Origin of the sequence: Bacillus sp. 522_BSPC (assembly GCF_001076885.1) — a bacterium.
Classification (GTDB): Bacteria; Bacillota; Bacilli; order Bacillales; family Cytobacillaceae; genus Niallia; species Niallia hominis.
This window is the reverse complement of sequence record NZ_JVDT01000229.1, coordinates 1-14,814: the sequence shown is the minus strand read 5'-3', so window position 1 is coordinate 14,814 and position 14,814 is coordinate 1. Positions and strand designations below refer to the sequence as shown.

9 protein-coding genes are annotated in these 14,814 nt (G+C 35.2%); 6 read left to right on the top strand and 3 right to left on the bottom strand.

Annotated features, from left to right (window positions below; all coding sequences use genetic code 11):
* Positions 1-362: 362 nt before the first annotated feature.
* From ADJ83_RS18710 to gdhA, 3 genes are all read right to left on the bottom strand, one after another.
* The gene (locus ADJ83_RS18710) at positions 363-1,772 is read right to left on the bottom strand and encodes an IS110 family transposase (RefSeq protein ID WP_016205067.1); all 1,410 of its coding nucleotides are present in this window, start codon (positions 1,770-1,772) and stop codon (positions 363-365) included.
* Positions 1,773-2,242: 470 nt separating this feature from the next.
* Positions 2,243-3,454, bottom strand: a complete 1,212-nt coding sequence (locus tag ADJ83_RS18705) for a M20 metallopeptidase family protein (protein WP_048718699.1) — start codon at positions 3,452-3,454, stop codon at positions 2,243-2,245.
* Between the two features lie 279 nt (positions 3,455-3,733).
* A complete protein-coding gene (gene gdhA, locus ADJ83_RS18700; RefSeq protein WP_031536439.1) occupies positions 3,734-5,116 on the bottom strand; it encodes an NADP-specific glutamate dehydrogenase in 1,383 nt (460 codons plus the stop codon).
* Positions 5,117-5,262: 146 nt separating this feature from the next.
* On the opposite strand from gdhA, the gene ADJ83_RS18695 reads away from it, so the two are divergent.
* The 6 genes from ADJ83_RS18695 to ADJ83_RS18670 all read left to right on the top strand — a co-directional run bounded on the left by ADJ83_RS18695 (position 5,263) and on the right by ADJ83_RS18670 (position 14,643).
* A complete protein-coding gene (locus tag ADJ83_RS18695) occupies positions 5,263-6,174 on the top strand; it encodes a LysR family transcriptional regulator (RefSeq protein ID WP_031536438.1) in 912 nt (303 codons plus the stop codon).
* Between the two features lie 758 nt (positions 6,175-6,932).
* Positions 6,933-8,684, top strand: coding sequence for a cache domain-containing sensor histidine kinase (locus tag ADJ83_RS18690; RefSeq protein WP_048718695.1), 1,752 nt, complete (start codon positions 6,933-6,935; stop codon positions 8,682-8,684).
* A 50-nt stretch (positions 8,685-8,734) separates the two neighbouring features.
* On the top strand, positions 8,735-9,892 hold the full coding sequence (locus tag ADJ83_RS18685) for a response regulator (protein ID WP_048718692.1): 1,158 nt from the start codon (positions 8,735-8,737) through the stop codon (positions 9,890-9,892).
* Positions 9,893-9,929: 37 nt separating this feature from the next.
* On the top strand, positions 9,930-11,216 hold the full coding sequence (locus tag ADJ83_RS18680; protein ID WP_031536435.1) for an ABC transporter substrate-binding protein: 1,287 nt from the start codon (positions 9,930-9,932) through the stop codon (positions 11,214-11,216).
* A 305-nt stretch (positions 11,217-11,521) separates the two neighbouring features.
* Positions 11,522-12,988 (top strand): glycoside hydrolase family 68 protein, encoded by a 1,467-nt coding sequence (locus ADJ83_RS18675; protein ID WP_031536434.1) that lies wholly within the window; start codon positions 11,522-11,524, stop codon positions 12,986-12,988.
* Between the two features lie 80 nt (positions 12,989-13,068).
* Complete coding sequence (locus tag ADJ83_RS18670) at positions 13,069-14,643, top strand: glycoside hydrolase family 32 protein (protein ID WP_048718689.1); 1,575 nt, start codon at positions 13,069-13,071, stop codon at positions 14,641-14,643.
* Positions 14,644-14,814: the final 171 nt, after the last annotated feature.

Genomic DNA, 14,814 nt, shown 5'->3' with positions numbered 1-14,814 from the left:
GTGCCAGCGTATAATGGTAAATAAGTCAAATGGAAATTTCTTAGAAAAAAGACAAACTTTAAGAAAAGTCCCCTATTTCCATTTTTAGGAAGAATCAACCATCACAGAGTATTATTATAGGGCTCCTCTAGAGCGTGAAAGGACCTTGCGTTTCATCCTACAGGGATACCGCCTAGCGAATATAAACTTCGATTTTCACGTATTATTCGTATTTGCAGGACAAGATCCATAACGCTGGCACACGAGGTCTAAAGCCTCAGGCACGAAATACAATGTGATCTAACGTCCTAGAGGAGCCCCATTTTAGCTCAAACAATAATAAATTTATAAAAGGTTAAATAATGGTACGATAAACTTCTAAATTAAGCTGATAGGCAAGTATTTGACAAGACGTGGACTTCATAAAACCGTTTTGTGTTAGCGACTCTAAGCTTCTTACTTATTTCATCTACTAGAACATAGTTCTCTTGATCCGTATGGTATAAGGTATGGTTTCGAATCATGGAAAAGGCTAGGCGAATCATTCGGTTTCCTAAGGCTATATAGGCCTGACCCGTGAGTTTTCCACGCTCCTTAAAGGCTTTATATCTTTGTTTCATTTCGGGATTATTTACAGCTAGGGATTTACCTACCTGGTAGGTGATATTTCGGAATGTTCTTCTTCCTTGTTTAGAAATACAGAAATAAGATGGTCTTTTCCCTCCCGATTGCTTCACAATAGGATTGGTCCCTGCCAATTTAATTAATTGCCCCGCATGTTCGAAATCGGAGATATCGCCCATTTCAGCGTATAATTCAGCTCCAGTAACCACTCCTATCCCAGGAACACTTAGAATAACTGCTCCCTCCATACCAACAAACAAATCTTCAATTTTACGTTCTAATTCACCAATTTGGTTATTCAATAATTCAAAACGATCCAATTTTTGAGTTAGGAGAAAAATGTCCCCCTCTAAAGATGCTTTGGGTTGAGATATCGAATTTTCCGCATAGTTTAATAGAATCTGAATGGTGTTGTCTCTTATTTTTAAGTTTTCACGAATGGAAAGATCACGTAATCCCTTTTCCCCAAGCTTTAAAATATCGCTTGGATGGGGATAATGCCTCATGAGGTAGAGAGGTGCTTTTCCAAACAAATTACTAAATGGTTCCACTTTTTCACGCTTTCCTTTTACCCAGACGGATTTCCCCTGAAATTCCCTAAAAATATGGTCTAAATGCATACGAATCAAGTTTTGAGTAGCTGTTCGTTCCCCCACTAATTCGCGTCGGGCACGTGTAAGTTTCTGTAGGCTTAGCACATCACCAGAAGCTAACTCGTTGGATGTCCCCCGGCCATGAATCATGGATTGAACAATGGCCATTAGATCTAAATTATCCGTCTTAGACCAATTTAATAGGGTTTGTCTTTCCTGGGCAGTAGTAGCTGCATTCAAAGTTCGAACATGATAGCCAAGCGAATGACTTTTTCTAACAAGATCCTCGTAATAATGCCCTGTCGTTTCAATCCCCACTACTACTTCTTTCAGTCTGTTTTTATTCTTTTCCGACTCAATGATTCTCTTTAAATAGTCGAAACCAGTCATAGAAGCATCAAACTCGAAAGGTTTGACTAAAATGTCCCCATAAAACGTACAAATCAATGCTTTTTGTGTAAACTTTGCCGCATCAATCGCCACTAACATTAAATTTTCTGTCCCTGTCTCTCTCAAGAACTCTGCCCATCGACTTCCTTTTTTACCTTGAATGTGGTTAAATATTGAATATGCCATCGTTTTCATCTCCTTGGTAAGGGTAGTAAGATTGGAAGTTCTGTGATAGGTACTTCCATTTTACAATGAAAACGGTGGCTTTTTTCTAATTATTTGACCTATTTACTATACTAGGCACCTTAAAAAGACATTTGTCCATCGCTGGTACCTGGCACTAAAAAGTGTAAAAGTTTTCACTTAGGACTTTCACTAATTGTCCTGTTCACTTGCATTTTGATAGTTTATAAGAAATCTAAACTATAATGGGAGGCTAAGATATAAATAATCAAGCCAAAGAAAAAGCTAATCAATCACACAGTTGCATATGATTGTTTGGCTTTTTTATTAGCTTAAAAACAAGTGGAATGGAGCGGAGAACTACTTCATTTAAGGTCAAAAATCAAATAGAATCATGGAGTGTTAGGACAAGACTCTTTCGTTCATTTTGTTATAACGTAAACAAGGTGTTTAATTAAAAGAAAGCTTCCCCTTCACTTTACTGCATTATATGGTGCCATCACTTCCAAAGCATTTTCCACAAGATAATAATGAATGATAGAGAGCATTGCTTTTCCTGCATTTAGCATTGCCCTTTCGTCAAAATCAAATTTAGGATGGTGATGGGGATATACATCTCCTAAAGCCTCATTTCCTGCTCCAGTAAAGAAAAGCATACCTGGCTTTTCCTCCAGATAATTGGCAAAATCCTCACTTACTAACAGTGCTGGCACTTCTTCCACATTCAATTCTGGCAGAGAATCTTTCACTGATTTGGCAAATATCTCTGTTTCATTTGGATGATTATAAACCCCAGCTACTCCATGGTAATAATCAAATTCATAATCAGCCTTTGAACTCAAGCAGATTCCTTTAATTGCATCATTCATGGCTTCCTCTACTAATTGCTGCACTTCTTTTTCATATGTTCGCACCGTTCCTTTTAATATCGCAGAATCTGCTATTACATTGCTAGCATCCCCTGCATGAATGGAGCCAATAGTCACAACAGCTGTTTTTTGAGGGTTCACTCTTCGACTTACTATGTATTGTAGCTGATTGATCAGCTGACCAGCTACAGCAATAGAATCAATGGTATCATGCGGAGAAGAGCCATGACCGCCTTTGCCTTTAATTTTAATCTGGAATCCGTCTCCTGCTGCTGTTGTATACCCTTTCGTATAAGAAATCGTTCCAGTTGGGATTAAACTCCATAAGTGATTAGCGAAAATGGCATCTACTCCTTCGAGACAATTGTCCGCAATCATTTTTCTTGCTCCACCACCGCCTTCCTCCGCATGTTGAAAGAGAAGAACAACATTCCCTGCAAATTGCTCTCTGTTTTCCTGCAATACTTTACCAACTGCTAATAGAGTTGCAGTATGTCCATCATGTCCACATGCGTGCATGACCCCGGCTACTTTAGATTTATATGGTACTTCTTTTTCATCCTGAATAGGCAATGCATCAAAGTCAGCTCTTAACGCAATGGTTTTTCCTGGTTGCGCTCCCTTTATATAGCCTATAATTCCCATACCTCCAACATTTACCTTACTCTCAATCCCATATTCCGATAAAAGAGATGCGATTAGCTTGGAAGTCTGATATTCCTGATTTGATAATTCAGGATACTGATGCAAATATCTGCGCCATTCCACCATTTTGTCATACATTTCTTCTAATTGTACTTTCCAATTGTTTAGCATAATCCTTCCTCCTTCGTTCTGTTATTTTACACGCAATACTATTTTAATATTCTTTATATTCAGAATATTAAATTTATAGATAGTATAACGCGAAAAATTCAAGAATACAATTTTATTTTACGAATGTCGAAGTATTTTTAGTTAGTAAGATTGATATTCATACGAAAAAAATCGGGCAGCACTTTAAAAAGATATGTTTGCCTATAATATAAATAAGAGAATCGGCAAATTGCTGATTCTCCTACTATTTTTTATTAATCCTATCTGGTGATAAGCTTGTTATATAATCCCCTGTGCAATCATTGCATCTGCTACTTTAATAAAACCAGCAATATTTGCTCCTGCTACAAGATTTCCTCTCGTCGCATAATCCTCTGCTGCTTTTATACTTTTACTATAAATATTTTTCATAATTTCTTGTAATTTTTTGTCTACCTCATCCTGTGTCCAAGCTATTCTTGCACTATTTTGTGCCATTTCTAAAGCGGAAACTGCTACTCCACCTGCATTTGCAGCTTTAGCAGGTGCAAATAACACATTATGATGAATAAAGGTATCAACTGCTTCTAATGTAGAAGGCATATTTGCACCTTCTCCTACTGCATTTACCCCATTAGAGATTAACTTTTCTGCCGCTTCCTTATTAAGCTCATTTTGTGTTGCACATGGCAATGCAATATCACATGGTATCCCCCAAATACCAGTATATCCTTCCTGATAAAGAGCATCTGGATGTTCTTTTACATATTCATAGATTCTCTTATTTTCTACTTCTTTTAATTGCTTTACTGTTTCTAGATTAATGCCATTGGGATCATATATGTAGCCATTTGAATCACTACAAGCTACAACCTTTGCTCCTAACTGTATCGCCTTCTCCATGGCATAAATAGATACATTTCCTGAACCTGACACAACAACTCTACTGTTATTAAAGTGTAGTCCTTGACTTTTTAGCATTTCTTCCACGAAATACACTAATCCGTATCCTGTCGCCTCTTTCCGCCCTAAGCTTCCTCCATAACCGACACCTTTTCCTGTTAAAACACCAGCTTCATAAGCACCTTTTAATCTTTTATATTGTCCAAACAGATAGCCAATTTCTCTTGCACCTACGCCAATATCTCCAGCAGGGACATCGATATCTGGTCCAATATACTTGCTAAGTTCTGTCATAAAGCTCTGACAAAAACGCATAATTTCTTGATCTGATTTGCCCTTAGGATCGAAATCGGAACCACCTTTCCCGCCACCTATCGGTTGACCAGTTAATGAGTTTTTAAAGATTTGCTCAAACCCTAGAAATTTAATAATGCTTGCATTAACAGAAGAATGAAATCTTAATCCTCCTTTATAAGGTCCAATCGCATTATTAAATTGGACACGATAGCCTCGGTTTACTTTTATATTTCCCGCATCATCTACCCAAGGTACTTTAAAGCTAATTAGTCGATCTGGTTCAAGCATTCTTTCTAATACAGCATGTTTAATATATGTTGGATTTTTTTCAAGTACAGGAACTAAAGAAACGAGGACTTCTTTAACTGCCTGCTGGAACTCCTTTTCGTGAGGATTGCGTTGTTGAACTTGAATAAACAACTCGTTAACGTAATCTGTCACGGTTTGTGTTTGAACCTCTTCTTTTTCCTCCAGCACTTTCATCCTTTTTCAGCCCCTAATGTTTTTAATGTTAGAATATTCTCTTTTCTAAAAGATGTTTTTATTTTATAATTTTATAATTAATAGTTTCAATACTAATTTCGGATTGAATTCATGCGTTATGCGCATGAGTGGAAAAGAGTGAAGATATGGAAATAAGACAAATTCAATATTTTTTAGAAGCTGCCAAAAGAGAACATATTACAGAAGCTGCCGATTCTTTGCATGTTGCGCAGTCATCTGTGAGTCGTCAGATTTTTAACTTAGAAACAGAATTAGGAGTAGAACTTTTTATACGTGAAGGGAGAAGCGTAAAATTAACGCCTCTAGGTAATGTTTTTTTTGAACGCATGAAGCAAGTATGGAGTATGATGGAAGACGCAAAAAGAGAAGTAGAGGAGTCCCTTGATCCTGAAAAAGGAACAGTTAGAATCGCATTTCCTATTAGCATGGCTGCTCATACCCTACCCTCCATCATTTATTCTTTTCGCACCCGTTATCCAGAAGCTAAATTCCATATGAGCAATGCCCTATATCACGATCTCATCGATGGAGTAATTAATGGGGAATTTAATTTGGCGATGATTGCGCCAATGCCGAATCGTGAAAAAGAAACTAAAATTAAAGGTGCGACATTATTTACAGAAAATATAGTCGCACTCCTTCCACTTCATCACCCTTTAAGTAAGCAAAAAGAAATCCAGTTAAAAGACCTAAAAGACGACTTTTTCTGTGTTTTGCCTGAAGGATTTGTATTTCGTGATCAAGTAGTTACAGCATGTCTTGATGCAGGTTTTTCACCACAGATTGCATTTGAGGGAAAAGATATTGATGCACTAAAAGGATTAGTATCTGCAGGATTGGGCGTTGCCTTAATGCCTGAAATGACTCTCGTAGATAACACACCACGGTCTACTTGCGTCATCCCCCTTTCAGATAACAATCTCACTCGAACCGTCGGTGTCATTTATCCCACCCATCGAAAACTTCTTCCAACAGAATTATTATTTTATCAGTTTCTTCTGGAGACATACGAAAGATTGAATGAGTTTAAAAAGTAAGCTACGAAACGGTTCAAGGTAAAATTCACCAAGCAAAATAGTGCCTAGACCTGAGTGAACAATTGCCCACTCAGGTCTAGGCACTTTTCTATCACTTCCATGTTTCCTTTTAGATAGATTTCAGTAATACAGTAGGAATTGGCTGATTATGATAGATTTGAAGCATTCCCTAAGGTGTAATCTTTTAGTCTAATAGTGCTTCCTTATAATCTAGAACGGATTTTGCTTCTACATTAATATGATCTTTAAATGGTATTAAGCGAACAAAATTACTTTAGACAAAGTAGGATGGCAACTTCGCCCATAGTTTTGCTACTTTCTCTTTACTTGTACTTTCCTCTACTAATTTTAGATAACTCGATAAATATTTCTTTCGTTACATCATTACATTTAGATTGAACAAATGTATAAAAATTAACCTAATAATTTCCGCATTTTTAACGAGCGTGTAACAAAATGATAGATAGTATGACAATATTCAATCATAATTGCCTAAATTTCGTAATAAAGATTCATTTTATAGTGCCATTGATTCATTTTTATTCCATTTGATACCGCTTTCTTTTTACGAGTAAGCGATACCAATCAGCGGTTTAATTGAAAAAACAACAGAAATTACTTCTAACTTTCTTTCCACCTATGTATATTGACTTATTTGTTTAAAAGGATTTAGATTTAAAGGACAGGTTATTTGAATGCCATCTAAATTTTTTTAAGACTAGATAATGAAATTAACGGAAAGAAAGGAACTTCTTTATATGAAAAGCATACAAAGTCGTTTATTTTTCATGCTTCTTGCTTTCATTATCCTGCCATATTTTTTATCGGTTTTAATTATTTATGGATATACAAAGGAAAGTGTTGAACAACATGAACTTCAAAACAGCAAAGAGCAAATAGATAAATTATCTATTGAACTAGATCAATATTTTAACGATATGATCAACCTGCCATATATTTTATATAGAAATCCAGATTTTTTTCAGATTTTCACTAATGGCTATGAAGATTCCATTTATTTTAATTCAATTGCAATGGAAGAAAACATCGAAACTTTTTTCCTTATGCGTTCCGAAATACGCCAAATCCGCTTTTATTTGGATAAGAATAAAGAATCTTTTACTATTTATAATGGAATGATTAGTGCAAGAAAACCACAAATTCAATTAATGAAGCAAGAATCTATGCAAGAGCTTTTGCATTTGAACTCACATTATTTAATAGAGCCTCCACATTCGATTGGAAACTATAATAATGCGGCTATTATTCCTGAATCAGACAAAACAACGGTTATGACTATCCATCATAAAATACTGGATCCGTTATCCAAAGAATTTCTTGGGATTATTACCATTGATATAGATTTAGACGAGTATGCACAGATTTGTAATAGTCTATTGCAGGAGAAAGGCGATTCCATCTTTCTTCTTAATGAGCGTGATGTTGTGATGTATACAAACAATACTTCTCTAATAGGAAAAACAACAGACCAGAATTTCTTTAATACCAACCAAAATAAGAAAAATGATATTATATTAACTAAAACTTTATCAGAACCATTCCATCAGTGGAAAATTGTAAAGGTGACGCCAAGTGATAGATTATTTTATGAAGCTAGACAAACCGCTTATACAAATATCCTTGTTGGAATAGGGGTGGGGTTACTAGGACTAATAATGATCGGCATCCTTGCCTACTATATATCACGACCTATTAAAAATCTTAGTCAAAAGGTACTTTCTATTAAAGGAGGAAACTTAAGTGTTCCTTTTAACAATAATAGAGAAGACGAAATCGGCCATCTAGAAAAGCATATGAAAGAGATGTTGGAACGTATTAATCTCCATATTGATCGCGAATACAAATTAGAGATTGAGAATAGAAAAAATCAATTACGAGCACTCAAATCGCAAGTGAATCCTCACTTTCTATTTAATGCTCTTCAATCCATCGGAGCAGTTGCGCTTCAATATAACTCTCCTAAAATCTATCAGCTTGTAACGTCCTTATCTAAAATGATGAGGTATTCCATCCGAGCAGATCAATGGGTTCTAGTCCGTGAAGAAATGGATTATATAAAAGCCTACTTAACACTACAAAGAGAGCGTTTTGGCAGTAAGCTAAAATACTCTATTAATATAAATGAAGTAATACAAGAGATAAAAATCCCTAGTATGATACTCCAACCACTAGTAGAGAACTATTTTAAACATTGCTATGAACAAGGCTATTTTGACTCTCAATTAAACATAACAGGCGAAATTAAAGAAGATTTTTTGTATCTAATAGTTGAAAATGACTACTCAAGTTTATCAGCGGAAGAACTGGAAAGATTAAACAATAATATCTATTGTGCTCCTTATCCTGGCGACTTTTCTAACGAGCATATTGGTTTAAAAAATATCCATGACCGCCTTCTTCTAAACTACGAAGCAAAAGCGGGTTTAGAGATAGATACAAACAATGGGCAGGGATTTATTGTAAAGATATATATCCAGATGCAGAATTAAATGGATGGTTCATCATCGTGAACCATTATTTCAGAGGAGGTTCATTCTATATGAAAGTTCTTATTGTAGACGACGAAATTAATGTACGTTATGTTATTCGCTATATCGGAGAATGGAAAAAACATGGAATTACTACTATTTTAGAAGCTAGTAATGGAGAAGAAGCAAAAAAAATCATAAAAAATCAAAAACCAGAAATTATCTTTTCAGACGTAAAGATGCCGAAAATGGATGGAATAGAAATAATTGAGTGGCTAGATTCTATTTCTTATCCTGGAAAAGTTATTCTAATCACTGGATTTGACGATTATACCTATATGCGCAAAGCAATTCAGTGCAGCAGCTTTGATTACTTATTAAAGCCGATTGAAGCTGAATCTTTTAACAATACACTAACGGATGCCGTGCAATCATGGACAATGGAGAATAAAGATGCTGGTGTTTTGGAAGATGCAAAAAGACTGCGCTTGAATCAATTGGCTACACAAGCCTGTATGGGAGAAGAATTTGACTTAATAGAGCTTTCTTCTTATCTTCCCAATGGAGAGGAGTATGAGCTTACACTTATTTCTTTTTATCAGATGCACCATTCTGAACCATATATCCAGTTACTTGCAGATGAACTTGTTCAAAAAAGAATAGGAAATGCTTTTACCCTTCAACATGATCATAGCCTTTGCCTAGTGATTACAACATACCAACAATGGCTTTCTGTTGAAGAATGGATTATTCAACAATTCGATATTCCTATACGAATCGTAAATGGTGCACCCCTAACATCGTTAGAAAAAATACACGAGTCTTATCAAGCGATGCAAAAAGCAGTTGAAGAACAAAATTACCGAACGATTCATCGTTTAAATGATATAGATGATGCCAAGCGAATGCAGGATATTGTTTCTTATGTTGATACTTATTATATGGAAGAATTAAGTTTAGAAAAACTTTCTAATCTATTTTTCTTAAGTCGCGAGCATATCTCCAGAAAGTTCAAACAGCAAACAGGCATGCCCTTATCTAAATATATTATGAAGCTGAGAATCGAAAGAGCAAAATTCTTGCTTCGTGAAAAAGATGATAACATTTATGCAATTGCTTTATTACTGGGTTATCAGGACGAAAAATACTTCTCCAAACTATTTAAAAAAATGGTTGGCTTAACGCCATTTGAGTACAGAAATTGTCTGAAAACGTTAGACGCAAAGTAGATAATACAACAATTTATTAATAAATGAGAGTGAAATTATGACAAAGTGGACATTCACATGGCTTATTGCAGGACTGATGATTGTTGCACTTTCAGCTTGTCAACCTAAGTCAGAAGAATACTCAAGAGAAAGAGAAACAACCGATGAACGTATCACACTAACTATACGAAATCCAAAAGTAGAAATTTCTACAGAATTTGAGGAAATGGTTATGGCATATGAACTCGAACATCCAAATATAGATATTCAAGTCCATACTGTTGGTGGTGCTGTTGATGATCTTGCTGATTTGAAAGCCCAAATTGCTGCTGGGAATGGTCCTGATATTTTTACAAATACAGGATATGACAATGCGAAAATATGGAGCGACTATTTAGAAGATCTATCTGATCAACCATGGATTAAGCATGCATATAAAGACACATTGAAACCAGTAACAATGGATGGCAAAGTGTATGGAATGCCACTTAATATAGAAGGATATGGATTCATTTATAACAAGGATTTATTCCATAAGGTAGGAATTCATACGCTTCCTAAAACGTTATCTGAGTTACAGGAAACAGCAAAAATATTAGAAGAATCAGGTATTACTCCCTTTGCAACTGGATATTATGAAGAGTGGAAGCTTGGGGATCATCTCTTAAATATTGCTTTTGCACAACAAGATAATCCTGAAGCATTTATTGCCCAACTAAACAAGGGAACCACAAATATTGCAAGCAATCAAAACTTCTTAGATATTATTTCTTTACTTGATACTACCCTCAAATATGGAAATAACAATCCCCTAACAACGGACTATAATACAGAAGTTCACCTCTTCGCTTCAGGAAAAGCTGCGATGATCCAACAAGGCAATTGGATTCAGCCAATAATTGATCAGCAATCTCCCAACATGAACATTGGATTTCTGCCGATTCCTATTAACGAGGAACCAGCTGATGCAATAGTTGTTAATGTTTCTAATTATTGGGTAGTAAACAAGCAATCATCTAATGAAAAGAAAAAAGCAGCTAAAAACTTTCTAAACTGGATGGTATTTTCAGAGCAAGGAAAGTCCTTTATGACGGAACAATTTAAATTCATTCCAGCTTTTGACCATATAGAGACACACCATCTAGGACCTCTTGCAACGGAAATTATGAATTACTACCAAACAGGAAAAATCCTTAGAGCCAACTGGTTTTCCTTTCCTGGTAGTGCACGAGAAGAATTTGGATTAGCCATGCAATTATACGTGGGCAAACAGCTAAATCGAGATCAATTGTTGCAAGAATTTCAAAAATCTTGGGATAAGGCTGCCGTTCCATCTTCCCACTAATTCCTACCTTCTAATAGCTCCCTTTTGCAGGGAGCTATTTTTTGTGTTTTTTACAAACAATCATTCTCTCTATATGAAATAAGGAAGAAGGTCCCGGACTTCTATTACATCCACCTAGTATATTCGATTTATCTTATATCAATATAAGACTAGATTTCTATCAATTTATGCCATATGCGTAGAAACTAGATTAACCTATAATTTTTATTAGAAACACGGTGAATTTGCTGGTTTGATTTAATATATCAGCAGTTCTACCCTGTCCTTATCTTTTGTTTCATCTAACACATTCTAGGAGGTAAACCATGAAATTGAACAAACCAGCTAAACAAGCAACAGTCGTATTATTGAGTACAGCTATTTTATTTGGAGGTAGTGGATCACTAACTTTTGCAAAACAAAAAGAAATGTTAGATCACAAAGAATCCTATGGTATTTCACATATCACTCGATTCGATATGGAAAACATAACCGAACAACAAAACGATTCTAAATTTAAAGTGCCAACTTTTGATGAATCAACGATTAAAAACATTCCTTCAGCAAAGGGCTATGACGAAAATGGTAATTTGATTGACTTAGATGTCTGGGATACATGGCCGCTACAAAATGCAGATGGAACGGTTGCAGAATATAATGGCTATCAAATTGTGTTTGGATTAGCTGGAGATCCTGATAAAGGATGGGATACATTTATTTACATGTTCTATAAAAAAATTGGTGATAATTCCATTAATGCATGGAAAAATGCAGGAAGAGTATTTAAAGACAGCGATAAATATGCTACCAATGATGTTATTTTAAATAATCAAGCAGAAGAATGGTCTGGTTCAGCCACTTTCACTTCTGATGGAAAAATTCGCTTATTCTATACGAATCGTCATGGCTGGGATCCTGAACATGGATTTTTTGGGAAACAAACACTAACTACTGCCCAAGTTAATGTATCTAAATTAGATGCAAATACATTAAAAATCGATGGTGTGGAAGATCATAAATCGATCTATGATGGTGGAGATGGCTCAGTATACCAAACAGTTGATCAAGCTTTTTCGGGTGGAAATTATGCAGATAACCATACTTTAAGAGATCCTCACTACGTTGAAGACAATGGACACAAATATCTTGTATTTGAAGCTAATACAGGAACAGATTATGGCTATCAAGGAGAAGAATCATTATTTAATAAAATCTATTATGGGGGAAACACTAAATTTTTCAGAACAGAAAAAAAGCAGTTATTACAAAGTCCTAAAAAGAATTTAGCAACACTTGCAAATGGTGCATTAGGAATCATTGAGATTAATGATGATTATACACTTAAGAAAGAAATGAAGCCGTTAATCGCTTCCAATACTGTTACTGATGAAATTGAACGTGCAAATATCTTTGAAAAAGATGGTAAATGGTATCTATTTACAAGTTCTAGAGGATCAAAAATGACTATTGATGGGATTAACGACAAAGATATTTACCTATTAGGCTATGTAGCTAATTCTATTACTGGACCATATAAACCTTTAAACAAAACAGGTATTGTTTTACATCAAAATCTAGATCCAAATGATGTTACATGGAACTACGCTCATTTTGCGATTCCACAAAAGAATAGTGACAATGTAGTTGTCACAAGCTATATGACAAATAGAGGATTATTTGAAGATCATAAATCCACTTTTGCCCCAAGCTTTTTATTAAATATTAAAGGGAATAAAACTTCTGTAGTTAAAAATAGCATTTTAGAACAAGGTCAAATCACTATAAATAATTAACAGTAAAACATGCCAATTACTACTTAATTGGCATGTTTTACCAATAGAAAGAAATACAGGATAAGCGCGGTGATACTACCATGAAAAAACCATCAAAACACACACAGAAAATCCTATTTCTCTTATGCCTCATTATGCTTGTCGGCATCCTCTTATTTTGGAATCAAATCACTAAGGTTTTTATTGAAACAGTAGACTACCAAGAACAGAACATTATTTCTGATGGTCAATCCTATCGTCCCAAATACCATTTTACTACTCCTGACAAGTGGAAAAATGATCCACAAAAACCAATCTATTTAGATGGGTACTATCATTATTATTACCTTTACAATGGTGATTATCCTGATGGTAATGGTACAGAATGGAGACATGCTATATCAAAAGATTTAGTCCACTGGAAGGATAAAGGGATTGCCATCCCAAAATACACAAATCAAAATGGAGACCCTTGGTCAGGTTCTGTCGTTGTTGATAAGGAAAATACTGCCGGATTTGGATATAACGCACTCATCGCAATCGTCACGCAGCCGTCAGCCAATCAGCAAAAACAAGAGCAGTTCTTATGGTATAGCCTCGATAATGGCAATACATTCACTTCATACAACGATACACCTATAATGACAAATCCCGGAACCGATGATTTTCGTGATCCTAAAATCATTTGGTCAAATGAGTATCATAAATGGATAATGTTAATGGCTGAAGGAACAAAGATTGGTTTTTATAAATCCTCTAATCTGAAAGATTGGGCATATCTCAGCGATTTTTATACAAAGGATATAGGAATTGTGGAATGTCCGGATCTTTACTATATGCAGACAAATGATGGGAGCTTCAAATGGGTGCTTGGTGCTAGCGCAAATGGAAAAACAAAGAATCAGCCCAATACTTATGCATATTGGATTGGTCATTTTGATGGAAACCATTTTACAGCTGATTATTTGGAACCCCAATGGCTTGATTATGGTTTTGATTGGTATGCTGGAGTGACCTTTGAAGATGGAAGTAATAGTAATAGTGATAATTACAAGAAAAGATATGCTTTTGCATGGATGAACAATTGGAATTATGCCGACAATACCCCTACATTGCAAGAAGGCTATAACGGAATGGATTCTGTTGTTCGACAAATTCAATTAAAAAATAATAGGGAAAATTCCTATTATTTAGCATCCCAACCAATCGAAACATACAACAATCTGGCCAAGACAAAAGATCATCTAAAGGAAATAGAAGTAAACGGCCAAAAGCAACTAGAGATGACAGGAGAAATTTATCAACTAGAGACAGATATCTCTTGGACAGAGTTAGATAATGTCGGTTTAAGACTTAGAGAATCTTCTGATCAAGAGCGATATGTGAATGTAGGAATATTTATAAAAGAAAAATATTCGTATGTAAATCGTTCTTTGACTGATCATCCAGATGAGCTGAATTCACATTCAGAAAGTAGAGCACCTTTTCCTGCTGAACAAAAACAAGTACATTTAAAGATCCTTGTTGATAAAAGTAGTATCGAGGTTTTTGTAGATGATGGGAAGATTGTTCATTCGAATTTAATATTTCCTCATATAGATGATCAAGCCATCACATTGTATTCAGATGGCGGGACAGCAATTTTTAAGAATATTACGATTACACACTTTGATTAATGGAATTGGGTACTTCTTTCTAAGACAGAAAACAGAACATATTTTTTCATTAATTGTCAGCTTTCCTTTTACCATATATACTGTACGGTTTATCCCATGAGTGATGGCATTTTTTCTTAAGTGTAAGAATCTTATTTGAAAACAAATCCTATTATACACTCTATTTAGATT